We start from the raw sequence: 21845 nt of genomic DNA, 5'->3' as shown, positions 1-21845 counted from the left end.
ACGAAGATCAGGGTTTCTCCTCGCGCCGCGACTGGCTCGCACTCCAGTCGATCAACAAGCTGTAGGCCACCGCCAGCAAGGTCGGGCCGATAAACAGACCGATAAAGCCAAAGGCGATCAAGCCGCCGAACACCCCCAGCAACACGATCACCAGCGGCAGGTTGCCGCCGCGGCTGATCAGGTACGGCTTGAGCACGTTGTCCACACCACTGATGATGAAGGTGCCCCAGATTCCGAGAAACACCGCCATTCCATACTCGCCTTTCCAGGCCAGCCAGGCCGTGGCGGGAATCCATACCAGCGGTGGCCCCATGGGAATCAGGCTGAGCAGGAAGGTCGCGATCCCCAGCACCAACGCGCCGGGGATACCGGCAATCAGGAAACCGATCAGGGCCAGCAGGGCCTGGGCCGCCGCCGTGCCGATCACACCGTTGACCACCCGTTGCACCGTGCCCGCCACCAGTTCCTGGTAGTAATCGGCCCGTTCGCCGATCAGCCGCTCCAGCAGGCCGTGGATAAAGGCCGCCAGCCGCGGACCGTCGCGATAGAAAAAGAACACGAAGACGATACTCAGGGTCAGCTCGAGTATCCCGCCGCCGATCTGCGCACTGCGCGCCAGCAACCAGTTGCCGACCTGCCCCAGATAAGGCTTGATCGCCACCAGCATGGCCGCGCCCTGCTGGTCGATGGTGTTCCAGATGCCCACCAGCCGTTCGCCGACGATGGGCAAGGTACCCAGCCAGGCCGGTGCCGCGGGCAACCCGTCGACCTGGACATCCTTGATGAAGGTCACCGCATCGCGCACATGGTCCGCCAGGTTGAGCCCCAGCCACACCAGCGGGCCGGCCACCAGCAACATCCAGCCCAGGGTCAGCAGCCCGGCCGCCAGGGACTCGCGATTCCCCGTTACACGGGTCAACAGGCGCATCAGCGGCCAACTGGCAAACGCCAGCACGGCGCCCCAGAACAGCGCCGACCAGAACGGCGCCAGCACCCACAGGGTGGCACCGAACAGCACAAGGAGCAGTATCTGCACCAGCAGACGATCATTATTGGGCATGGGTATTCCAGACAAAGAAGGGCAATGAAAGCTTAGGCCAAGCCAGGGTCAGACGTTTACCGACAGACGATCCGGCGCAACCGGAAAACCGCATGATCGTCTCTCGGAGGCGCTTCGTACAGGCCACTACCGCAGTAATTCGATGTGCAAGCCGCTGGAGTTGACGTTCCCCACTTCCAGGCGTGCCGCCCTCACCCCCTGGGCCATCAACACCTGACGCCAGGCCTCGGCAGACGCCCCCGAGAGGCTGACCCGCAAGCTCGTGTCCAGGTTCAGGCCCCGGGAAATCAGGGTGACCCAGGTGGCCTGGGGATCGCCGGCCAACTTCGGCAAGTCGAGCTTGCCGGTATCGCGCAGTTCACGCAGCAAGGTGGCGGAGGTGGGCAGCAACTCCCCCAGCGGCGAGGCGGACGCGAACTGCTCCACATGCAGGTAGGCCCGGCGGTTGCCCCGGGTGATGCTATACAAGGCCACCAGCGAATTGTCCGCCGGAGCCGCCAGGCGCAGCAACAGGTAAGCCTGCTGGTCGTCCGCGCCGGACAAGGTGGCATTGCCGAACACTTCATTGGCCCACAGGCTGTTTTCCCCGCAATCGCGGGCCTGGCACCAGAACAGCAACTGCGCACCCTGCTTCTGCAAGGCCTCGCGCGCTGCGGTGAAGGCCTCGTCGGCACCGTGTTCGGGCGGCAGCTCGTAGGTCACCGAGGTCATCTGCCCACGGGCACTGACCTGGGCATCGCTGCGCAGGCGGTTGCTGATCTTGCGGATCGCACTCTGTGGATAAATCCGCTCCAGCTCGGCCGGCGCCCGATAATCGACGATCTGCGCATCGGCCAGGCGCGGCACCAGCGCCAGATCGTGGCTGCCCGGCACATCGGCGGCGAAAAGCGATGAACTGGAACAGGCCATCCCCATGGCACAGGCCAGGGCTGTGGATAACTTCATCATCGGATAGACAGGGCCTGAACGGTAAGCACGATGACCGGAACAGGACGTGCCGGAACAGGACGACTCAAGGTCGCGTGGAGGTCGAGGTCTGGCATGGTTGTCTCCCTTTCAACCCGCCAAGCCTCGACAGTTGCAGGTGACAAGTCAAGGCATGGAGAAAAAGCGATTGAAACAGTCTGCAACAAGGGTCGCCCCGGCCTCATCGTTCAGGTGCAGATGATGCCCGCCCGGCAGGTGCTCCAGGTTGAAGGGTAGACGATCGAGCAAGTCCTTGTGCTGGGCCAACATGCCTTGCTCGGCCACCACCAGTTGGGCCGGGCAGGCGATGCGGCGGATGAAGGCCATGGCCTGCTCCTCGGTCAGGCGCAACGGCGACGGCAGGGTCAGGCGGTTGTCGCTGCGCCAGGTGTAACCACCGGGCACCGGCATCAGGCCGCGTTGGGCCAGCAGCTCGGCGGCTTCGCGGCTGACCGCCACCAGGCCCTTCATGCGCGCCTCGATGGCCCGGTCCAGGGTCGGGTGCACCGACTTGCGCTTGTCCTGCAACTCAAGCTGCGCCTGCAAGGCCATGCCCAGGCGCTCGGCGGCGTTTTCGCCACTGCCGGTGGGTGGAATCACCCCGTCGATCAGGGCCAGACGCGTCACCCGTTCCGGCAAGGCGCCGGCCAGCACGATCGAAACAATCGCCCCCAGGGAATGCCCCAACAGGCTGAAGCGCTTCCAACCCAACTGCTCGGCGACCCGCAGGACGTCGTAAACGTAATCCCACAGCGCGTACCCCGCCCCCACCGGTCGATGCCCGGAATGCCCGTGCCCGGCCATGTCCAGGGCGACGATGCGCAGGCCGTGCAGTTTCGGCGCCAGGCGCGCGAAGCTGTTGGCATTGTCCAGCCAACCGTGCAGGGCAATCACCGGCTGCCCGTCCTCGGGGCCGAACAGATGGGCCGCCAGCTCGATATGCGGCAGGCTCAGGCGCACCTCTTCCACCGGATGGCTCATGCGCAACGTCCCTGCCCGGCTTGGCGCTCCCAGCGGGCGAAAATGGTCTTGAGCAACTGCGCGGTGTCCTGGGGACGCTGCAGGGGAAACATGTGGCCGCCGGGCATGCTCAGGGATTCGCCATGGGGCAGGCGATCGACACTGCGGGTGTGATGCGGCATGACCACGCGACTCTGCCGACCGCGCACCACCGCCAGCGGCACCTTCAGATGCCGGGCCAGACCCGGACTGGTATGGGGGACCCCGCGATAGATGCTGATTTCCGTCGCCGGGTCGAAGCTCAGGCGCAGGCGGTCACCGTCCCGGCGCAGACCGTGTTGCAGATAAGCGTCGAAACACTCCGGATCGAAGCCGCGAAACAGGGTCTTGCCGGCAAAGTACTGGCGGGCCGTGTCGAGGTCGGCGAATTCTTCACGTCGCCCCAGGGTCCGCCCGGCCGGCGTCAGGCGGTCGATAAAGCCCAGGCGCTTGGCCGCACGGATCACCCACTGGTCGGCGCGGGTCAGCACCGGCGAATCGAGCATCACCACGCCCTTGTACAACTGCGGGCAACGCAGCGCCGCGTGCAGGTGCAGGACACCGCCCAGGGAATGGCCGACGCCCCAGACCGGCTCGGGCTGCTGCTCCAGGTGATGGATCAGTTCGTCGACCAGGTTGCGCCAGTTGTCGTCCACCGGGAAACGCGGGTCGTGGGCATGCTGTTGCAGATGCGCAACCTGATACTCCGGCGACAGGGCGGCGAACAATTTACCGTAGGTCCCCGAAGGAAAACCGTTGGCGTGGGCGAAGAACACATGCTTCGACATACCGGACACATCTCGAAAAAAACCAGTGTTCATTGTCGGCAGGAGCCGGCCCCCCGGCAATGACCGTAACTGCCAGGAAAGGTGACAGTCCGGCCATGGCTCGACTCAGCGGCTTGGTGGAGTCTGCCCCAGCGGCACCACGGCCATGGTCAGGCGCGACACGCAACTGGCCTTGCCCTCGTCGCTGCTCAGGCGGATATCCCAGACATGGGTGGTGCGACCGATATGGATGGCTTTGGCCACGGCCGTTACCCGCCCGCTGCGCAGGCCTCGCAGGTGGTTGGCATTGATTTCCAGGCCCACGCAATAGAACTGGCTCGGGTCGATGCAGAGGAAACTGGCCATGGAGCCGACGCTTTCGGCCAACACCACCGAGGCGCCGCCGTGCAGCAGACCGTAGGGTTGATGGGTGCGGTGATCGATGACCATGCTGGCCGTCAGCGACTCGTCATCAAAGGCTTCGAAGCGGATATCCAGCAGTTCGCCGATGGTGTTTTTCTGCAAGGCATTGAGTTGTTCGAGATTCGGTGCGGTGCGCCACAAGGCCATGGTGGATTCCCCTACTGTGGTTATTCGTCATGCCTGCGGCCAGGGGCCCGGCCCGCGCTCGCGCCGGGCGCCGACACGGATAGGCCCCGGCAAACCAAGCAGGCGCTCGGTTGACTATTCCACGGAAGAACAGAAGGTCGCAAGCTGAAAAAGGTCTTGCGGGGCGCAGGAGGCAACAGCCTGCGCCGGGAAAGCCGGGCGGAATCTGATAGTCGCCGCGGTGCATATCGCGTCGAATTTCCGCCCCCAGCCCTTGCAAGAGATCTCCATGGCAACGATAGGCCGTCTTCTTCGCCGCTTCATGCCCGTGGGCAACGCCCAGGCCCCAGCTCCCTCGCCACACGCCGGCCCGGTCGAGATTCACGGCGGCGCGCTCCTTGCGGCGACAGCCGACGATGGCTCACAGCTCGAACGGGACCTGACCCTGTTGGGCCTGAAGGATTCGCTGGCCCAGGCGCGGCTTTTCCTCGGCAGCGCGCCGTCCCTGCACCAGTACCCGTTGGCCGACCTGCTAGAGCTGATGGTGGCCGCCGCCGCGCGCTTTACCGGGATCCTGAACAGTTGGGACGGTGTCCACCTGGACGGTGGCGGGAGGGTTTCCCTGCATGTGCAGAAGAAACTGTTCGACTTGCGGGTGCCGCCCGCCCTTTCCCCGCAACTGACCCATGCCCTGAAGCGCTGCGCCCTGAACATCGTCGCCGAGGACCGGCAGGCGATCCAGCACCTGCCGTTCCAGGACGACGAGACCCGCAGCGCCTTCAGGTACTGGAGCAAGGCGTCCATCTGCCAGGCCTTGCGGACCTTGCAGGTGACCAACGTCAACATGATCGGCGTTGACCTGAGCGGGGGCGATTTAAGGGGGGTGAGGTTTTTCGGGCAATACCAGGAGGCCGACTTCAGGGCAGCCAACCTCAACGGAGCGCTGCTGTCGAGTGGCTTCAAAAGCAACGATTTCAGCCATTGCGACCTGCGCAACACCGTGTTGTCCGGTCACTTCGAGGCCTGCCTGTTCAAGGGCGCCAAGGTCAACGCCGCGACCCTGAAAAACACCAGGACCGACCTGCTCGGTGCGGTGCTGAGCCACTGAACCTCAGGGGTGGCGGATGCCCAAGAGCGTCATCCCGCCGTCCAGCGGCAACTCCCCTTCCAGCTCGGCCAGGCTGGCCGTCCCCATGGGTTCCGGCTGATACACATGCCCGTGCTGCAGCAGGCTGAGCAGATTGCTCACCAGCGGCTGATGGCTGACCAGCAACAGGTCCTGGCCAGCGGCGTCGAGCCGCAGGCTGACATCCCGCGCAGGGGTATCGGGGGTCAGCCAGGGCACGGTGATGATCTCGGCCTCGAAGCCCAGCACCTCACGCACCAGTTCGGCGGTTTGTTGCGCCCTCACATAGGGGCTGGCGTAGATCGCCGACAACGGTTGGCCGATCAGGTGGGCGGCACTGTGCAGGACCTGCTTGCGCCCGTGGGCCGTCAGCGCCCGTTCGGCATCGCTACGGGTCTGGGGCTCGGCTTCGCCATGGCGCAGGACCCAGACCTTCACAGCTTGGGCTCCTCGTCACGGGCCGGATGCGGCGCCGGCGGCACCACATGCGGCGCTTCTCCCTCCGGAGCCCGCGGCGCCGGCCAGTCGGCGAACGGCCAGGGCTTCTGTTCGGTATGAAAGCTGCCGAACCGGCCGATCTGGGCCAGGAACTGGCTCAGGCTGTCGCCGAAGCTCATCAGGTTGCCACTCGGCGCGCCATAGACCAGCCGATAGACCAACTGCACCAGCACCAGCCCCCCGAGAAGGAGCTGGGCGACCTGCCAGACCAGCAGGAACACCAGCATCCAGACAATGCGCAACACAATGGATTCGTACTTGGACTCGTTCATGACTCGCTCCCGTGGCGCTGAATTTCAGTTGAAACCGCTGGTGGAAATGAAATCGACATCGGTTTTCGGCTCGCCGCGCATCAGCAGCTCGATCACCTGGTTCAGGGTACGCCCTTCAAACAGAATGGCATGCAAACCGGCCACCAGGGGCATATAGACACCCACTTCCTGCGCCTTGACCTTCAACACCTTGAGGGTATTGACCCCTTCGGCGACCTCGCCCAGGCGGGCGACGGCGTCTTCCAGGCTCAACCCCTGGCCCAGGGCGAAACCGACCTGATAGTTGCGGCTCTTGGGCGAGGAGCAGGTGACGATCAAGTCGCCCACCCCGGCCAGTCCCAGGAAGGTCATGGGGTTGGCCCCCTGGCTGACGGCAAAGCGGGTCATTTCCGCCAGGGCCCGGGTAATCAGCATGCTCTTGGTGTTCTCGCCCATGCCCAGTGCCACCGCCATGCCGGCAATGATCGCGTAGACATTCTTCAAGGCACCGCCCAGCTCGACACCAAAACGGTCGGCGCTGGCATACACGCGGAAGGTCCGCCCATGCAGCGCGGCCTGGACACGGCTGCAGAGTTCCTCGTCCTCACTGGCCACCACCGTGGCGGTCAAGGCGTGCTCGGCCACTTCACGGGCCAGGTTCGGCCCGGACAACACGCCGATCCGTGCTTGCGGCGCGATATCTTCGAGGATCTCGCTCATCAGCTTGAAGGTCTGCGCCTCGATGCCTTTGGTCAGGCTCACCAGCAACTTGCCGCCCAGGCGCTCGGCATGGGGGGCCAGCGCACTGCGCAAGGCGCTGGAGGGCAAGGCGACAAAAAACAGTTCGCAGTCGTCGAGGGTCGCGCTCAGGTCCGTCACCGGCTCGACCGCCGGATGCACCTGGATGCCCTTGAGGTAACGCGGATTCTCGCGATTGACGCGAATGGCCTCGGCCTGCTCGGGGTCGCGCATCCATTGGCGCACGCGGTGGCCGTTCTCGGCCAGCAGATTGGCGATGGCGGTCCCGAAACTTCCGCCACCCAGAACCGCGATTGGGTACTGTTCAGTCATATGTAACCCGTCTATCCCTACCAATGGCGATGGTTGCATTATACGGAGCCCGTCATCGGCAGCCAGCCCCAATACGCCCCCACTGGCCGGACGAGCCTTGTGGGGCCTGACCGATTCAACCTATACAATGACGGCCAAACGCCATGGCAAAGCCGCCAAGCTCGGTTAACATGCACGGCTATTCTTTTCCTCAAGGCTGTGCCGTGTCTTTTGGCCCTCCCACCGCTCGCTCCTCCGTCGCCCTGGCCCTGCTGTTCAGCGGCCCGTTGCTGGCTGACGACCTGTTCCTGGAAAACCAGCCCCTGCCCGAGGTGCTGACGGCCACCCGCCTGAAACAATCGCCGGCCGCCGTGCCCGGCAGCATGACGGTGATCGACAACGAACTGATCAAGGCCAGCGGCGCCCGGGATATCAGCGAGCTGCTGCGCCTGGTGCCGGGCATGATGGTCGGCTACACCAACGGCAACCAGGCCAGCATCAACTACCACGGCACCGACGCCGCCAACGCCCGGCGCATGCAGGTCCTGATCGATGGCCGCTCGGTCTATCGCGCGGGCCTGGCGACCGTGGACTGGAGCGATATCCCGGTGGCCCTGGAGGATATCGAGCGCATCGAGGTCTTTCGTGGCCCCAATACCGTCAGCTACGGCGCCAACGCGCTGATGGCTGTGGTCAACATCCTCACCAAGTCACCGGGCAGTACCCACGGTTCGCAACTGAAGGTCACCCGCGGCGATCGCGGCATCAATGACTGGTACGCCAGCCAGGGCACGGGCTGGGGGACTGGCGACCTGCGCCTGTCGATGTCCGGCCAGGAAGACGAAGGTTTCCAGAGTGACCACCTGGGCGCGGACTACCGCGACGGCCGGCGCATCACCCGGGTCAACCTCTCGGCCAGCCAGACGCTCGATGAACGACAGAGCATCGATTGGCAATTGAACGTCAAGGACGGCACCAACCAGCGGCCCTACACCTACAGGGCGGTGTTTCCCGGCATCACCGCGGCCGGCGACAATTCCGACGTGGTCGCCAAGGACTATGCCGGCTCGCTGCGCTGGAACCTCGACCTCAATCCCCAGCACAGCCTGTATATCCAGGGCTCGGCCCAGCATTGGGATCGCCAGCAGGTCTGGCGCGCCTGCGATGCCAAGATCTCGTTCAGTCCGCAACTGACCCAGTTGTGGCAGTTGAATCCCAACTATGCCGAAACCCTGGCACGCAATATAACGAGTTACTCCCCTGGCAGCCCGCCGGCGGGCAGTGCCGCCGAACAGGCGCTGGCCAACCAGGTCCTCGGCCAATGGGCCGGCGGTGCCAGCCAGACCGTCTGCGGCGATATCGACCAAAGCACCCGCGAGACCCGCTACGATCTCGAACTGCAGGACACCCTAAGCCTGTCGGACGGCCTGCGCCTGGTCAGCGGCATGAACTATCGTTATGACCGGGCAGACTCCGAGACCTATTTCAATGGCACCGCCGACGACACCACCTGGCGCCTGTTCGGCCAGCTCGAATGGCGCGCCAGCGAACACTGGCTGGTACAGGGCGGCGCCATGTACGAAGACACGCAACTGACCGGCAGCTCCCTGACCCCGCGCTTTGCGGTGAACTACCTGATCAATCCCCGGCATGGTCTGCGCGCGGTCTATTCCGAAGCCATTCGCTCGCCGGACATGTTCGAGAACAACGTCAACTGGAGCTATCGGGTCACCAATCTGGATTCCCCTACCTACGGTCAGAACAGCGGCCAGTATTTCGTCCGGACCCGTGGCCCGGGAAACCTGGACAAGGAGCGCATGCGCTCGCGCGAACTGGGCTATAACGGTTTCTTCACCGAGATCGGCCTGAGCCTCGACGTGAAGCTGTTCTACGACGAAATCAGCGACATGATCAGTACGCCGCTGCGCAACAACCAGTTCATCGCCAGCAACGCCAACAGCTCACGCTTTACCGGCAGCGAAGCCCAGTTCGACTGGCGCCTGGACAGCGCCGACCGCCTGCGCCTGACCTATGCCTATGTCGATGTCCAGGCCAGCAACCCGGTCGACGAGCACTTCACCGCGCGCAACAGCGGCTCGGCCGGCTGGATGCGCGACTGGGGCGCCGGCTGGTCCAGTTCGGTCTTCTACTATGGCGACGACGCCATCAACCAATATCGCTTCGAACGGGTCGACCTGCGCCTCGCCAAACGCATTCCCTTGGGCAGGGCCAGCCTGGAACTGGCCGGGATGCTGCAGCAACGTCTCGACGACCAGCCCATCACCTGGATCGACAACAATTACAACCAGCGTCGTGCCGTCTACTTCAGCGCAGAGCTGGAGTTCTGACAATGAGCACCTTTGGGTCAAGGATGACATCCGGATGGGGCCGCTGCCTGAGGACGCTGGGGCTGACCCTGCTGGTGCTGTTGCCGAGCCTACCGGCGCGGGCGGCCGAAGTGCTGTTGACCGGCGTCGAGGACAGCCCCGGGGTCCAGGCCTTCACCGCCGCGCTGGCGCAACAGCGCCCGAACGACCGGATACGCTTCGTGCCCCTGGCGCAGATGCCCGAGCCCAACCGACTGCCGCCGGCCACCCGGCTGATCCTGCTGGACCCGCCCAGCCTCGACTGGCGACTGAAGGATAAACAAGGCCCCGCGACCCTGGTCCTGCGCATCAGCCGCCTGCAAGCGATGCAGCGCCTGGAAAACGGCCCGCCGGCCAATCTCAGCCTGCTGTGGAGCGACCCGCCCCTGCCCCGCCAGTTGCGCCTGATCCGCGAGGTCATGCCCCAGGCCCGCCGGATCGGTGTGCTCTATACCCGCAGCAGCGAGTTCCTGCTGGCCGAGCTGGACCAGGCGGCCCGCCCCCTGGGACTGGAGATCGTCCCCCAGCGCTGGGACGACACCGGCGACAGTCGCCCCCTGCAGACCCTGCTCAAGAGCAGCGACGTCCTGCTGGGGCTGGACGATCCGACCCTGTATAACCCCAGGACCGCGAAGAACCTGTTGCTCAGCAGCTATGCCCGGCAACTGGCGCTGATCGGTCCCAACGCCGGCTTCGTCAAGGCCGGCAGCCTGGCCAGCACCTACAGCGACCAGAGCGACTGGCTGGCGATCCTCGACGAGTTGCTCGAGCGGCCCCCGTCCGGCTGGCCGGGCAGCCTGTATCCGCAACGGTTCAAGGTCCTGAGCAACCCGCAGGTCGCCCGTTCCCTGGGTATCGAACCGATCGACGAAGCCTCGCTCGCCCACCGGCTGGCCGAAGGAGAGACCCGCCCATGACCCTGCGACGGTATTGGGGCATCAGCGCCCGGACCCAGATGATCAGCCTCGGCCCCGCGCTGTTGCTGACCTTGCTGCTGATCAGTTTCTTCACCTTCGTGCGGATCCAGGACCTGCGCCAGGAACTCGACCGCACCGGTCAGCTGATCGCCAATCAGTTGGCCCCGGCCACCGAATACGGGGTAATTTCCGGCAACAACGAAGTCCTGGAAAGCCTGATGCGGGCGACCCTGGCCACACCCCACGTGCGCTTCCTCGAGGTCCAGGACCGCAGCAACAACATCCTGGTGTATGTCGAGCAATCCGCGCTGGAGCATGCCCGGCCCCAGTCGACCAAACTGTTCCAGGCACCGGTGCGCCTGCAACGCATTCGGTTGGACAACGACTTCCTGCAGGAACACAGCAGCGCGGGCGTGGCGACCAACGAGGACTATCTGGGGCGGGTGATTGTCGGCATGTCCAACGACGCCTTCAGCCAACGACAACAGGAAATCCTGCTCAAGGCCGGCATCCTGGCGCTGTTCGCCCTGCTGTTCACCTTTCTCCTGGCCCGGCGGCTGGCGGCCAGCCTGTCGCAACCGATCAGCGCCATGGGCCACGCGGTCAAGGCGATTCAACAGGGCGACTACAAGACCCAGCTGCCGGTGGTGGACGACACCGAGCTCGGCGCCCTGTCGCGACATATCAACAACCTCGCCGGCGCCCTGGACCAGGCCAGCCGCGAACAGCACCAGGCCATTGCCCAGTTGATCCAGACCCGCGAGGAAGCGGAACGGGCCAACAATGCCAAGTCGGACTTCCTGGCCATGATGAGCCACGAACTGCGCACGCCGATGAACGGTGTACTGGGCATGCTGCAACTGCTCGAAACCACCGAGATGACCGAGGAACAGAGCGAATACGCGGCCCTGGCCTCGGAGTCCACCGAACACTTGCTCAAGGTGATCAACGATATCCTCGACTTCTCGCGGATCGAGCGTTCGGCCCTGGAGCTGGAACACATTCCGTTCCGCCTTGCCGAACTGATCAACAGCTGCGCCCAGGCTTTCCAGCACAACGCGAGCCAACGCGGGCTGCGCCTGGACCTGCAGATCCCGGCGGACATGCAGGCCTTGCAGGTCAAGGGCGACCCGACGCGGATCCGCCAGATCCTAGTCAACCTGATCGGCAATGCGCTGAAATTCACCGAGCACGGCAGCGTCGGCATCGAACCGCACTGGCAGGCGCTGGACGACGACGTGCTGTGGTTCACCTGCACGGTCCGCGACAGCGGCATCGGCATTTCCAGCGAACGCCTGGAACTGATGTTCGATGCCTTCCAGCAGGCCGACAGTTCGATCTCCCGGCGCTACGGCGGCACCGGCCTGGGGCTGCCCATTGCACGGACCCTGGCCGAGCGCATGGGCGGCACCCTGCACGCCCGCAGCGAAGAGGGCCAGGGCTCGGTCTTCACCCTGGAAATCCCCCTGGCCCTGCATCATCCGGCCGAGCCGGTCGCCTTGCCGTCAGCGCCCGCCGACCATGGTGAAGGGCGCAAGGTGCTGCTGGTGGAAGACAACCCGGTCAACCAGACCGTCATCAACGCCATGCTGCGCGGCCTGGGTTTCGACGTCAGCCTCGCCACCGACGGCGCCCAGGCCATCGACAGCGCGAAAAAAGGCCTGTTCGCGGCTATCCTGATGGACTGCCGGCTACCGATAGTCGACGGCTACGAAGCCACCCGGCAAATCCGCCAACTGCCCGAGTACGCCCAGGTGCCGATCATCGCCCTGACCGCCAACGCCTTGCAGGGCGACCGCGAGAACTGCCTGCGGGCCGGGATGAACGACTACCTGGCCAAGCCCTTCAAACGCATGGATCTGCAGCAGATTCTCCAGCATTGGCTGCCTTGAATACCATGTGTGACTGGCGTGAAAGACGAAAGTGCGGCAGTCTTAGGCACCCGAATGAGCTGGAAAACCGGCTTGAATAAAAATTTCAGTGCACAAGTGTACTTTCATGCCCTTGGCGCTGTGACTTTCACCACAACGCAATAGTCTATGAGTAGGCTGTCGAATCGAGGCGTGAACGCTTCGATCGGCCGGGAAGATTTGCCCCACCTGCCGCATGGGACTATTGAGGAGCTCGCATGACCAAACAAAACGCCTTTACCCGGGAAGACCTGCTGCGCTGCAGTCGCGGTGAGCTGTTCGGCCCAGGTAACGCGCAACTGCCCGCCCCGAACATGCTGATGGTGGATCGCATCACCCATATCAGCGAAGAGGGCGGCAAGTACGGCAAAGGTGAATTGGTCGCCGAGCTGGATATCAATCCGGACCTGTGGTTCTTCGCCTGCCATTTCGAAGGCGATCCGGTGATGCCGGGCTGCCTGGGCCTCGACGCCATGTGGCAACTGGTCGGTTTCTTCCTCGGCTGGCAGGGTCTGCCGGGCCGTGGTCGTGCGCTGGGTTCGGGCGAAGTGAAATTCTTCGGCCAGGTCCTTCCGACCGCCAAGAAAGTGACCTACAACATTCATATCAAGCGCGTCCTCAAAGGCAAGCTGAACCTGGCCATCGCCGACGGTTCGGTGACGGTCGACGGTCGCGAGATCTACACCGCCGAAGGCCTCCGGGTCGGCGTTTTCACCTCCACTGACAACTTCTAAGGGTTATTCGCATGCGCCGCGTCGTTATCACTGGTCTGGGCATCGTTTCGTGCCTGGGCAATGACAAAGAGACCGTCTCCGCTAACCTGCGTGCAAGCCGCCCTGGCATCCGCTTCAACCCGGAATATGCCGAAATGGGTCTGCGTAGCCAGGTTTCCGGCTCCATCGACCTCAATCTCGAAGAACTGATCGATCGCAAGATCTATCGCTTCGTCGGCCACGCGGCGGCTTACGCCTACCTGGCCATGAAAGACGCCATCGTCGACGCCGGCCTGAGCGAAGAGCAGGTGTCCAACCCGCGCACCGGCCTGGTGGCCGGCTCCGGCGGCGCCTCGACCCTGAACCAGATGGAAGCGCTGGATATCCTGCGCGAAAAGGGCGTGAAGCGCGTCGGTCCGTACCGCGTGACCCGCACCATGGGCAGCACCGTTTCCGCGTGCCTGGCCACGCCGTTCAAGATCAAGGGCCTGAACTACTCGATCTCCTCCGCCTGCGCCACCAGTGCTCACTGCATCGGTACCGCCATGGAGCAGATCCAGATGGGCAAGCAGGACATCGTCTTCGCCGGTGGCGGTGAAGAAGAGCACTGGAGCCAGTCGTTCCTGTTCGACGCCATGGGCGCCCTCTCCACCCAGTACAACGAAACCCCGGAGAAGGCCTCGCGTGCCTACGACGCCAAGCGTGACGGTTTCGTCATCGCCGGCGGTGGCGGCATGGTGGTGGTCGAGGAGCTGGAACACGCCCTGGCCCGCGGCGCGAAGATCTACGCCGAAATCGTCGGCTACGGTGCCACCTCCGACGGCTACGACATGGTCGCGCCAAGCGGTGAAGGCGCCGTGCGTTGCATGCAGATGGCGATGTCCACCGTGGACGGCCCGATCGACTACCTGAACACCCACGGCACCTCGACCCCGGTCGGCGACGTCGCGGAAATGAAAGGTGTGCGTGAAGTCTTCGGCGACAAGGCTCCGGCCATCAGTTCGACCAAGAGCCTGTCCGGTCACTCCCTGGGCGCTGCCGGTGTTCACGAAGCGATCTACTGCCTGCTGATGATGGAAGGCAAGTTCATCGCCGGCTCCGCCAACATCGAAGAGCTGGACCCGGAAGTCGCCGACCTGCCGGTCCTGACCAAGACCCGCGAAAACGTCGAGCTGAACAACGTGATGAGCAACAGCTTCGGCTTCGGCGGCACCAACGCCACCCTGGTCCTGAAGCGCTGGCAGGGCAAGTAAGCCCGGCCTGATCGCAAGATGAAAAAAGCCCCGACTGGTTCGGGGCTTTTTTTTGCCCGCAGGGAGAGGCGCGCTGCACAATCGGGCACGACCGCGAAAAAAGCTGAACACCTCCCTCGCCGAGTGTTCTATAAGGTTCAGGGTCTTTTCCCGTCACTCTCTCCACGAGGCTTTCATGACCATCACCATCAACACCGAATCCAGCGAAGGTTTCCGTCACCGCGTGCAGATCGATGATCACCAGTTGTTCGCCGATGTGCCCAAGGCGGCAGGTGGCGAAGGCTCCGCCCCGGAACCCCACGACTATTTCGACGCTGCCCTGGGGACGTGCAAGGCCCTGACGCTCAAGCTTTACGCGCAGAAGAAAGGCATCCCGCTGACCGGGGTCACAGTCGAGGTCAAGCGCGACAACAGCCAGGAACAGAAAGGCAGGTATGGCCTGCAGGTCAAGCTGACCCTCAAGGGTGCGCTCAGCGATGCCCAGCGCGAAGAACTGCATAAAGTCGCCGACCGCTGCCCCGTGCACAAGTTGATGACCAGCACCGAAGTCAGCATCGAAACCCTGCTGGCCGAAGGCGCCTTCAGCCAGTAAAGGCACCGGCCAAAAAGCGGGTTATGCTTGACGCATTGCCCGCTGAGCCAGGAAGCCCCATGAACACACCACTGGTGATCCGCCCTCGCGCCGAGGATGTCGAAGGTCAACCGATCCTGCGCCCCCTGCCCTCGGCCCAGTGCCGCAGCGTCGGGCCCTTCGTGTTTTTCGACCATATGCTGGAAACCCGCTATCCGCCGGGGCATGGGATGAATGTGCGGCAGCACCCGCATATCGGCCTGTCGACCCTGACCTACCTGTTCGACGGCGAGCTCGTGCACAAGGACAGCCTCGGCTCCGATCAGCACGTCAAGCCTGGCGATGTCAGCTGGATGACCGCCGGCAGCGCCATCGCCCATGTCGAACGCACCCCCGCCGAACTCGTCGCCAGCGGCTCCAGCCTGCACGGCCTGCAGATCTGGCTGGCATCACCCAAGGCCCTGGAACAGGGTCCCGGCCATTACAGCCATCACCCCGCCGCCAGCCTGCCCAGCAGCGACAACCTGGGGGTGAAGATCCGCCTGATCGCCGGCAGCGGCTTTTGCCTGACCTCACCGGTACCGGTACTGTCGCCCACGCTGTATGCCGACATCCGGATGGAAAGCGGAACCACCCTGCTGATTCCGGATGAGTATGCAGAGCGCGCGGTCTATGTGCTGGAAGGCGAAGTGCAGCTGGAGGGCGAAGCGTTGGAGCCGCACAGCCTGGTGGTGCTGCCGACGGGAGCCAGCCCCACGCTGTTCGCCGAAGGCGAGTGTCATCTGGTGGTGATCGGTGGTGCGCCGCTGGACGGGCCACGGCGGATGAACTGGAACTTCGTCGCCAGCGATCCGGCGCTGATCGACAGCGCCCGCCAGCGCTGGGCGGCCGGCGACTGGCCGAAGGTGCCGGGGGAAAGCGAGCGAATCGAGCTGCCGACACGCCCTGACAGGCAAACGCAAACCTTGTAGGAGCCGGCTTGCTGGCGATGGCGGTGGTGAATTGCACATCGCCATCGCGGGTGTTTTGCGGCGTCCTTGCGGACGCCATCGTCGGAACGCCGCCCGCAGCAAGCCGGCTCCTACAGGTCGGTGCAGGGCCGTTGGTTCAGCATGAAGCCCTCAGCCCTTGAACACTTCTTCCAGCAGGTTGTGCATCGACACGAACGCGCGAGCGGCGGTCTTCGCGTCGTACATCATCATGCCCGGCACATTGGCATGCGGGTCAGTGAAGGAATGCACCGCGCCGCCATAACTCAACAGCTGCCAATCGACACCCGCGGCATTCATTTCGTCTTCGAAGGCCGGCAGTTGCTCTTTCGGCACCAGTGGGTCGGACGCGCCATGCAGCACCAGCACCGAGCCCTTGATGTTCTTCGCATCCGCCGGATTCGGCGTGTCCAGGGTGCCATGGAACGACACCGCCGCTTTCAACGGCGCGCCGGTACGGGCCAGCTCCAGCGAGCAGCAACCGCCAAAGCAGAAACCGAAGGTCGCCAGCTTCGCCGTATCCACCGCCGCCAGCGCCTGGCCTTGCAGTGCTTCGAAGGCCGCCTGCATACGCTTGCGCAGCAGGGCGCGATCGTTTTTCAACGGCATCATCGCCGCGCCGGCTTCATCGCCATTGCTCGGACGCACCGACTGACCGTAGAGGTCGGCGATCAACACCACATACCCCTTGGCCGCCACCGCCTCGGCGATCTTCTCGGCACCGGCGCTGACGCCCATCCAGTTCGGCGCCATCAGCAGGCCCGGACGTGGCCCCTTGTGACCGGCGTCAAAGGCCAGACGACTCTCATAGGACTGGCCATCGATCTGATAGACCACCGAACTCACAGTAACTTGGCTCATTTCGGACTCCGATAAAAACATCCAAGGATAAAAAAACCCGCCGAAGCGGGTTTTCGTGCTACGTGCTTAAACCGACAGTTCAACCAGCAGCTTGTTCAGCCGACGGACATAAGCCGCCGGATCCTTCAGGCTGTCGCCGGCCGCTAGGGCCGCCTGGTCGAGCAGGATGTGCGACAGATCGCCGAAGCGGTCTTCGTCCGGCTCGCCGTCGAGCTTCTCGATCAGCGGGTGCCCCGGATTGAATTCGAAGATCGGCTTGGAGTCCGGCACCTTCTGCCCGCTCGCCTCGAGGATCTGGCGCATCTGCAGGCCCAGGTCCTGCTCGCCGATGGCCAGGATCGCCGGGGAATCGGTCAGGCGGTGGGAAACCCGCACTTGGCTGACCGCGTCGCCCAGGGCAGTCTTGATGCGCTCCACCAGGCCTTCCTTGGTCTTGGCGACTTCCTCGGCAGCCTTCTTGTCCTCTTCCGAGTCCAGGTTGCCCAGGTCCAGGTCACCGCGCGCGACGTCGACAAAGCTCTTGCCGTCGAACTCGTTGAGGTAGCTCATCAGCCACTCGTCGATACGGTCGGTCAGCAGCAGCACTTCGATGCCTTTCTTGCGGAAGACTTCCAGGTGCGGGCTGTTCTTGACCTGGGCGTAGGTTTCGCCGGTCAGGTAGTAGATCTTGTCCTGACCTTCCTTGGCGCGGGCCAGGTACTCGGCCAGGGACACCACCTGCTCACCGTCTTCACCCTGGGTCGAGGCAAAACGCAGTAGGCCAGCGATTTTTTCCTTGTTGGCGAAATCTTCCGCCGGGCCTTCTTTCATGACCTGGCCGAAGTTTTTCCAGAAGCCCTTGTATTGCTCGGGCTCGTTCTTCGCCAGTTTTTCCAGCATGTCGAGGACACGCTTGGTCAGCGCAGACTTCATCGAGTCGATGATCGGGTCTTTCTGCAGGATTTCCCGCGACACGTTCAGGGACAGGTCGTTGGAGTCGACCACGCCCTTGATGAAGCGCAGGTACAGCGGCAGGAAGGATTCGGCCTGGTCCATGACGAAGACGCGCTGCACGTACAGCTTGAGGCCTTTCGGCGCTTCACGCTGGTACAGGTCGAACGGAGCACGGGCCGGCACGTAGAGCAGCGAGCTGTATTCCAGCTTGCCTTCGACCTTGTTGTGGCTCCAGCTCAGCGGGTTCTCGAAGTCATGGGCGATGTGCTTGTAGAACTCCTGGTATTCCTCGTCCTTCACTTCGGTGCGCGGACGGGTCCACAGGGCACTGGCACGGTTGACGGTTTCCCATTCCAGCGCCGGCTTCTCCTCGCCTTCGACAGCGGCCACTTCTTTCGGCAACTCGATCGGCAAGGCGATATGGTCGGAGTACTTCTTGATGATGTTGCGCAGGCGCCAGCCATCGGCGAACTCGTTCTCACCCGACTTCAGGTGCAGGACGATGCGGGTACCCCGGTCGGCTTTCTCGAGGGTGGCGACTTCGAACTCGCCCTCGCCCTTGGACGACCAGTGCACGCCTTCGCTGGCAGTCAGGCCGGCGCGACGGCTGAACACTTCAACCTGCTCGGCGACGATGAAGGCCGAGTAGAAGCCCACGCCGAACTGACCGATCAGGTGCGAGTCCTTCTTCTGGTCGCCGGAGAGATTCTTCATGAAATCGGCGGTGCCGGACTTGGCGATGGTCCCCAGGTGGGTGATCACATCGTCGCGGCTCATGCCGATGCCGTTGTCTTCGAGGGTGACGGTGTTGGCGTCCTTGTCGAAGCTCACACGGATTTTCAGTTCCGCGCCACCTTCCAGCAACTCGGGCTTGGACAGGGCTTCGAAACGTAATTTGTCGACAGCGTCGGAGGCGTTGGAGATCAATTCGCGAAGGAAGATTTCCTTGTTGGAATACAGCGAATGGATCATGAGGTGCAGCAGTTGCTTCACCTCGGTCTGGAAGCCCAGGGTTTCCTTTTGAGTTTCCACACTCATGGTCATCAAACTCCAATTGGATGGCAGTGGCCGCCCCGTGAGGGTTGGCGGCGGGTTGTCATCAGAGTTGGGGACGGTGTCGGGGATTTCAAGTGCCGGGGAGCGTTTCCTCGATCTTGAAGTGGGCCCGGGCGGTGGCAATCGGCTCGGCCTCGGTAGTCTGCCAGGCGGTGATCGCGACGTTCGCCACTCGTCGCCCCTGGCGACAGACCTGGCATTGGGCGTAGGTGTCGCGATATTGCCCGGCACGCAGGTAATCGACGGAAAAGTCGATGACCTTGGGCACGCCCGGCGAACCGGTGAACACCAACAGATGCAGGGCCGCGGCCAGTTCCATGAAGCCGGCGATCGCGCCACCGTGAATCGCCGGGAGCAAGGGGTTGCCGATGTTGTCCTGGTTGGCCGGCAGGCAGAACAACAGCTCATCGCCCAGCCGTGAGCACTGGATGCCGATCAACTTCGCATAGGGGATAAGCTGCAGCAATTGCCCGTAGTCGCCCTGCTGGTGGGCCTGCTGCAGCTGTTTCTTGAAGTCGTCGCTCATGCGGCACCGCCATTGATCGAGCCGCTGAAGCCCTGAGTGCCCTTGATCCCCTTGCCCATCCGCATGAAGGTGCCCACCACATGGGCGATGGGTCGTTCAGGATCATCCTGATAGGCGAAGCCGCGGGCGAAGATGATGTCGCGGGTGACCCGGTAGCACTCGGCGAAACCGTAGACATCCTGCTGGGGCGCGGCCGGATGCATGTAGTCGATGCGCAGGTCCAGCGTCGGACACACCTCGAACTCGGGCAGGACACACAAGGTGGCCATGCCACAGGCGGTGTCCATCAGGGTGCTCAGCGCCCCGCCGTGGATGACCCCGGTTCGCGGGTCGCCGACGATGTCGGCACTGTACGGCAGAATCAGGGTCAGCCCCTGGGCATCGGCGCTGTGCAAGCGCAGCCCGAGTACCTGGCAGTGCCGGATAGCGCTGAGAAAGCGGGTGGCGCGCTCGAAAAGGGGACTCTGGGTCATGAACTGATGGCTCTCATCCGGAGAAAAGTGCCCGATAAAACGAAACACTGGGAAAAAGTTCCGTTCGGTCGGTACTTATATATCTTTTAAAATCAAGGAACTTAACCCTGGGGGGTGTGTTCTGAATGGCCAGTAGTCAGTGATATTCACAAAGGAGCAACACCCCCATGCGTAAGACTTTAGCTATTGCCTTGATGTTGACCGCTTCCCTCGGTCTCGCCGCCTGCGATAAAAAAACCGAGGACAAAGCTCAAGACGCCACCAAACAAACCACCGAGCAAGTGCAGAAGAGCCTCAGCCAGGCTCAGGATAAGGTGAACGAGGCCGTCAAGGAAAACGTCGATGCTGCCAAAGCTCCGGCTGATTCCAGCAAAGCGCCGGTAGAAGCGCCAGCCCCAGCCAAGGCCGCCACCGGCTCCTGATTGGCCGAAGTTTCCTGCAAGCACCTGTTTGCAAAAACCGCCAAACAAAATAAAACCCGCCTTGCGCGGGTTTTATTTTGTCGGATGTCTGTAGGAGCCAGTCAGGCCAGGGCTTCGCTGCGCTTGCCGAGCAAGCGGTCGATCACCACCGCAATCACCAGCATCACCACCGAAGGCACCAGCCACGCCAGGCCCTGCTCGCTCAACGGCAGGTGCGACAGCTGCGTCGGCATCCAGTCCGCCAGCCCGGCCCCCTTGAGGGCGTCGATCATGCCGAACAGAAACGACACCAGCATCACCGGGCCGACGATACGCCCCTGCGCATGCCAGAACGATTGGCAGAAACTCAGGGCCACCAGGGCGATGCACGGCGGGTAGATCGCGGTCAGGACCGGGATGGAAAACGCAATCAGCTTGGTCAGCCCCAGGTTCGACACCAGCAGCGAGAACGCCGCCAGGATGATCACCAGGCTCTTGTACGACAGTGGCAGGATGCCGCTGAAGTACTCGGCGCAGGCGCAGGTCAGGCCTACCGCCGTCACCAGGCACGCCAGGGAGATCAGCACCGCGAGGAAACCGCTGCCCAGGGAGCCGAAGGTATGTTGCACATAGGCGTGCAGTACCGCCGCGCCGTTGCTGGCACCGGCCGCCACTTCATGGCTGCCCGCGCCCAGCCGGAACAGGCTGATGTACACCAGCGCCAGGCCGACACCGGCGATCAGGCCGGCAATGATGGCGTAGCGGGTGATCAACCGTGGCGAATCGACGCCGCGGGAGCGGATGGCATTGACGATGACGATGCCGAACACCAGGGCGCCCAGGGTATCCATGGTCAGGTAGCCATTGATGAAACCCTGGGAGAACGGTGCCGCGACGTACTCGGGAGTGGCCGTGCCGATATCGCCGGCCGGCAAGGCGAACGCCGCGATCCCCAGGACCGCCAGGGCAATGATCTTCAACGGCGCGAGGAATCGGCCAACGGTATCCAGCAAGCGCCCGGGGTACAGGGAGATGAAGAACACCAGCAGGAAATACAGCGAACTGTAGATCAGCAGCGCCAGCGGGCTTTCGCCGGTCAACGGCGCCAGGCCGACTTCAAAGGACACGGTGGCGGTGCGCGGCGTGGCGAACAGCGGACCGACCGCCAGGTAGCAGGCAGCGGCCAGCAAGCCGCCGGCAACCTTGCCGATGGGGCTGCTCAGGGCGTCCATAGCACCGCCGACCTTGGCCAGCGCGACCACGGTGATGACCGGCAGGCCCACCGCGGTGATCAGGAAGCCCAGCGCCGCCATCCAGACATGGGGTCCGGACTGCAAACCGACGATCGGTGGGAAGATGATGTTGCCGGCCCCGACGAACAAGGCAAAGGTCATGAAGCCAAGCGCCAGGATGTCCTGGCCTTTCAACACTTTCATTTTAAGGAAATACCACACTGCTGAATCGGAATTTAGAGAGGGATTTCCCGTGGGGTGAGGGAAATGCTGTCGGCCCGTATGGGGTCGACCCGTTTAGCGCGCGGCGGCCTTGTGGGCAGCGGACGCAAAAAGTGGCGGCCACCCTAACAAATTCGGGTGAAAAACGCACTGTTA

22 protein-coding genes are annotated in these 21845 nt (G+C 63.5%); 9 read left to right on the top strand and 13 right to left on the bottom strand.

The window, feature by feature from the left end:
* Positions 1 to 7: 7 nt before the first annotated feature.
* The 5 genes from UCMB321_RS08405 to UCMB321_RS08385 form a co-directional block, all read right to left on the bottom strand.
* Positions 8 to 1060, bottom strand: a complete 1053-nt coding sequence (locus tag UCMB321_RS08405) for an AI-2E family transporter (RefSeq protein WP_040065338.1) — start codon at positions 1058 to 1060, stop codon at positions 8 to 10.
* Between the two features lie 126 nt (positions 1061 to 1186).
* Positions 1187 to 2005, bottom strand: coding sequence for a DUF4892 domain-containing protein (locus UCMB321_RS08400; protein ID WP_040065524.1), 819 nt, complete (start codon positions 2003 to 2005; stop codon positions 1187 to 1189).
* A 147-nt stretch (positions 2006 to 2152) separates the two neighbouring features.
* Positions 2153 to 3007, bottom strand: a complete 855-nt coding sequence (locus UCMB321_RS08395) for an alpha/beta hydrolase (RefSeq protein ID WP_040065336.1) — start codon at positions 3005 to 3007, stop codon at positions 2153 to 2155.
* Positions 3004 to 3813 carry an alpha/beta fold hydrolase gene (locus UCMB321_RS08390; RefSeq protein ID WP_040065334.1) on the bottom strand — a complete coding sequence of 270 codons (810 nt, stop codon included), beginning with the start codon at positions 3811 to 3813 and terminating at the stop codon, positions 3004 to 3006. The genes UCMB321_RS08395 and UCMB321_RS08390 overlap by 4 nt, the downstream gene beginning before the upstream one ends.
* Before the next feature lie 105 nt (positions 3814 to 3918).
* Positions 3919 to 4362, bottom strand: coding sequence for a hotdog fold thioesterase (locus UCMB321_RS08385; protein WP_040065333.1), 444 nt, complete (start codon positions 4360 to 4362; stop codon positions 3919 to 3921).
* Positions 4363 to 4630: 268 nt separating this feature from the next.
* On the opposite strand from UCMB321_RS08385, the gene UCMB321_RS08380 reads away from it, so the two are divergent.
* Complete coding sequence (locus UCMB321_RS08380) at positions 4631 to 5449, top strand: pentapeptide repeat-containing protein (protein WP_245220752.1); 819 nt, start codon at positions 4631 to 4633, stop codon at positions 5447 to 5449.
* 3 nt (positions 5450 to 5452) lie between these two features.
* Here the strand turns inward: UCMB321_RS08380 and sixA are convergent, their stop codons facing one another.
* Genes sixA through UCMB321_RS08365 form a run of 3 tightly spaced genes read right to left on the bottom strand, consistent with a single transcriptional unit; the run spans position 5453 to position 7287 of the window.
* Entirely contained in the window at positions 5453 to 5905 is a 453-nt protein-coding gene (gene sixA / locus UCMB321_RS08375) for a phosphohistidine phosphatase SixA (RefSeq protein WP_040065330.1), read from the bottom strand.
* Entirely contained in the window at positions 5902 to 6237 is a 336-nt protein-coding gene (locus UCMB321_RS08370; protein ID WP_040065327.1) for a DUF4389 domain-containing protein, read from the bottom strand. Before UCMB321_RS08370 ends, sixA begins: the two co-directional genes overlap by 4 nt.
* Positions 6238 to 6261: 24 nt before the next feature.
* Positions 6262 to 7287: an NAD(P)H-dependent glycerol-3-phosphate dehydrogenase gene (locus UCMB321_RS08365; RefSeq protein WP_040065325.1), complete on the bottom strand. Its 1026-nt coding sequence runs from the start codon at positions 7285 to 7287 to the stop codon at positions 6262 to 6264.
* 203 nt (positions 7288 to 7490) lie between these two features.
* Here UCMB321_RS08365 and UCMB321_RS08360 point away from each other — a divergent pair, with 203 nt between their 5' ends.
* The 7 genes from UCMB321_RS08360 to UCMB321_RS08330 all read left to right on the top strand — a co-directional run bounded on the left by UCMB321_RS08360 (position 7491) and on the right by UCMB321_RS08330 (position 15967).
* On the top strand, positions 7491 to 9614 hold the full coding sequence (locus UCMB321_RS08360) for a TonB-dependent receptor plug domain-containing protein (protein ID WP_040065323.1): 2124 nt from the start codon (positions 7491 to 7493) through the stop codon (positions 9612 to 9614).
* A gap of 2 nt (positions 9615 to 9616) precedes the next feature.
* Positions 9617 to 10549 (top strand): ABC transporter substrate-binding protein, encoded by a 933-nt coding sequence (locus tag UCMB321_RS08355; protein WP_425338541.1) that lies wholly within the window; start codon positions 9617 to 9619, stop codon positions 10547 to 10549.
* Positions 10546 to 12441, top strand: coding sequence for an ATP-binding protein (locus UCMB321_RS08350; protein ID WP_040065321.1), 1896 nt, complete (start codon positions 10546 to 10548; stop codon positions 12439 to 12441). Before UCMB321_RS08355 ends, UCMB321_RS08350 begins: the two co-directional genes overlap by 4 nt.
* A gap of 236 nt (positions 12442 to 12677) precedes the next feature.
* Positions 12678 to 13193 carry a 3-hydroxyacyl-[acyl-carrier-protein] dehydratase FabA gene (gene fabA, locus UCMB321_RS08345; protein WP_040065317.1) on the top strand — a complete coding sequence of 172 codons (516 nt, stop codon included), beginning with the start codon at positions 12678 to 12680 and terminating at the stop codon, positions 13191 to 13193.
* A gap of 11 nt (positions 13194 to 13204) precedes the next feature.
* Positions 13205 to 14425 carry a beta-ketoacyl-ACP synthase I gene (gene fabB, locus UCMB321_RS08340; protein WP_040065310.1) on the top strand — a complete coding sequence of 407 codons (1221 nt, stop codon included), beginning with the start codon at positions 13205 to 13207 and terminating at the stop codon, positions 14423 to 14425.
* 175 nt (positions 14426 to 14600) lie between these two features.
* Positions 14601 to 15017 (top strand): OsmC family protein, encoded by a 417-nt coding sequence (locus UCMB321_RS08335; protein WP_040065308.1) that lies wholly within the window; start codon positions 14601 to 14603, stop codon positions 15015 to 15017.
* A gap of 59 nt (positions 15018 to 15076) precedes the next feature.
* Positions 15077 to 15967, top strand: coding sequence for a pirin family protein (locus tag UCMB321_RS08330; RefSeq protein ID WP_040065307.1), 891 nt, complete (start codon positions 15077 to 15079; stop codon positions 15965 to 15967).
* 150 nt (positions 15968 to 16117) lie between these two features.
* On the opposite strand, the gene UCMB321_RS08325 is transcribed toward UCMB321_RS08330, so the two are convergent.
* The 4 genes from UCMB321_RS08325 to UCMB321_RS08310 form a co-directional block, all read right to left on the bottom strand.
* Complete coding sequence (locus UCMB321_RS08325) at positions 16118 to 16846, bottom strand: dienelactone hydrolase family protein (RefSeq protein ID WP_040065306.1); 729 nt, start codon at positions 16844 to 16846, stop codon at positions 16118 to 16120.
* Positions 16847 to 16912: 66 nt separating this feature from the next.
* Positions 16913 to 18817 carry a molecular chaperone HtpG gene (gene htpG / locus UCMB321_RS08320; RefSeq protein WP_040065518.1) on the bottom strand — a complete coding sequence of 635 codons (1905 nt, stop codon included), beginning with the start codon at positions 18815 to 18817 and terminating at the stop codon, positions 16913 to 16915.
* Positions 18818 to 18905: 88 nt separating this feature from the next.
* Positions 18906 to 19361, bottom strand: a complete 456-nt coding sequence (locus UCMB321_RS08315; RefSeq protein ID WP_040065305.1) for a PaaI family thioesterase — start codon at positions 19359 to 19361, stop codon at positions 18906 to 18908.
* Positions 19358 to 19834 (bottom strand): PaaI family thioesterase, encoded by a 477-nt coding sequence (locus UCMB321_RS08310; protein WP_040065513.1) that lies wholly within the window; start codon positions 19832 to 19834, stop codon positions 19358 to 19360. Before UCMB321_RS08310 ends, UCMB321_RS08315 begins: the two co-directional genes overlap by 4 nt.
* 167 nt (positions 19835 to 20001) lie before the next feature.
* Between UCMB321_RS08310 and UCMB321_RS08305 the strand changes: the two genes are divergently transcribed.
* Positions 20002 to 20256, top strand: coding sequence for a hypothetical protein (locus UCMB321_RS08305; RefSeq protein ID WP_040065303.1), 255 nt, complete (start codon positions 20002 to 20004; stop codon positions 20254 to 20256).
* A 101-nt stretch (positions 20257 to 20357) separates the two neighbouring features.
* On the opposite strand, the gene brnQ is transcribed toward UCMB321_RS08305, so the two are convergent.
* The gene (gene brnQ / locus UCMB321_RS08300) at positions 20358 to 21671 is read right to left on the bottom strand and encodes a branched-chain amino acid transport system II carrier protein (protein ID WP_040065302.1); all 1314 of its coding nucleotides are present in this window, start codon (positions 21669 to 21671) and stop codon (positions 20358 to 20360) included.
* Positions 21672 to 21845 lie beyond the last annotated feature (174 nt).

It is taken from the genome of Pseudomonas batumici (genome assembly GCF_000820515.1).
Lineage (GTDB): Bacteria > Pseudomonadota > Gammaproteobacteria > Pseudomonadales > Pseudomonadaceae > Aquipseudomonas > Aquipseudomonas batumici.
The sequence above is the reverse complement of the archived record's forward strand: the minus strand, read 5'-3'. Positions and strand labels throughout refer to the sequence as shown.

Bases quoted from the DNA above. Each gene is read 5' to 3' on its own strand.
- UCMB321_RS08405 (WP_040065338.1), bottom strand. From the start codon at position 1,060: ATGCCCAATAATGATCGTCTGCTGGTGCAGATACTGCTCCTTGTGCTG.
- UCMB321_RS08400 (WP_040065524.1), bottom strand. From the start codon at position 2,005: ATGAAGTTATCCACAGCCCTGGCCTGTGCCATGGGGATGGCCTGTTCC.
- UCMB321_RS08395 (WP_040065336.1), bottom strand. From the start codon at position 3,007: ATGAGCCATCCGGTGGAAGAGGTGCGCCTGAGCCTGCCGCATATCGAG.
- UCMB321_RS08390 (WP_040065334.1), bottom strand. From the start codon at position 3,813: ATGTCGAAGCATGTGTTCTTCGCCCACGCCAACGGTTTTCCTTCGGGG.
- UCMB321_RS08385 (WP_040065333.1), bottom strand. From the start codon at position 4,362: ATGGCCTTGTGGCGCACCGCACCGAATCTCGAACAACTCAATGCCTTG.
- UCMB321_RS08380 (WP_245220752.1), top strand. From the start codon at position 4,631: ATGGCAACGATAGGCCGTCTTCTTCGCCGCTTCATGCCCGTGGGCAAC.
- UCMB321_RS08370 (WP_040065327.1), bottom strand. From the start codon at position 6,237: ATGAACGAGTCCAAGTACGAATCCATTGTGTTGCGCATTGTCTGGATG.
- UCMB321_RS08365 (WP_040065325.1), bottom strand. From the start codon at position 7,287: ATGACTGAACAGTACCCAATCGCGGTTCTGGGTGGCGGAAGTTTCGGG.
- UCMB321_RS08355 (WP_425338541.1), top strand. From the start codon at position 9,617: ATGAGCACCTTTGGGTCAAGGATGACATCCGGATGGGGCCGCTGCCTG.
- UCMB321_RS08350 (WP_040065321.1), top strand. From the start codon at position 10,546: ATGACCCTGCGACGGTATTGGGGCATCAGCGCCCGGACCCAGATGATC.
- fabA (WP_040065317.1), top strand. From the start codon at position 12,678: ATGACCAAACAAAACGCCTTTACCCGGGAAGACCTGCTGCGCTGCAGT.
- fabB (WP_040065310.1), top strand. From the start codon at position 13,205: ATGCGCCGCGTCGTTATCACTGGTCTGGGCATCGTTTCGTGCCTGGGC.
- UCMB321_RS08335 (WP_040065308.1), top strand. From the start codon at position 14,601: ATGACCATCACCATCAACACCGAATCCAGCGAAGGTTTCCGTCACCGC.
- UCMB321_RS08330 (WP_040065307.1), top strand. From the start codon at position 15,077: ATGAACACACCACTGGTGATCCGCCCTCGCGCCGAGGATGTCGAAGGT.
- UCMB321_RS08325 (WP_040065306.1), bottom strand. From the start codon at position 16,846: ATGAGCCAAGTTACTGTGAGTTCGGTGGTCTATCAGATCGATGGCCAG.
- htpG (WP_040065518.1), bottom strand. From the start codon at position 18,817: ATGAGTGTGGAAACTCAAAAGGAAACCCTGGGCTTCCAGACCGAGGTG.
- UCMB321_RS08315 (WP_040065305.1), bottom strand. From the start codon at position 19,361: ATGAGCGACGACTTCAAGAAACAGCTGCAGCAGGCCCACCAGCAGGGC.
- UCMB321_RS08310 (WP_040065513.1), bottom strand. From the start codon at position 19,834: ATGACCCAGAGTCCCCTTTTCGAGCGCGCCACCCGCTTTCTCAGCGCT.
- UCMB321_RS08305 (WP_040065303.1), top strand. From the start codon at position 20,002: ATGCGTAAGACTTTAGCTATTGCCTTGATGTTGACCGCTTCCCTCGGT.
- brnQ (WP_040065302.1), bottom strand. From the start codon at position 21,671: ATGAAAGTGTTGAAAGGCCAGGACATCCTGGCGCTTGGCTTCATGACC.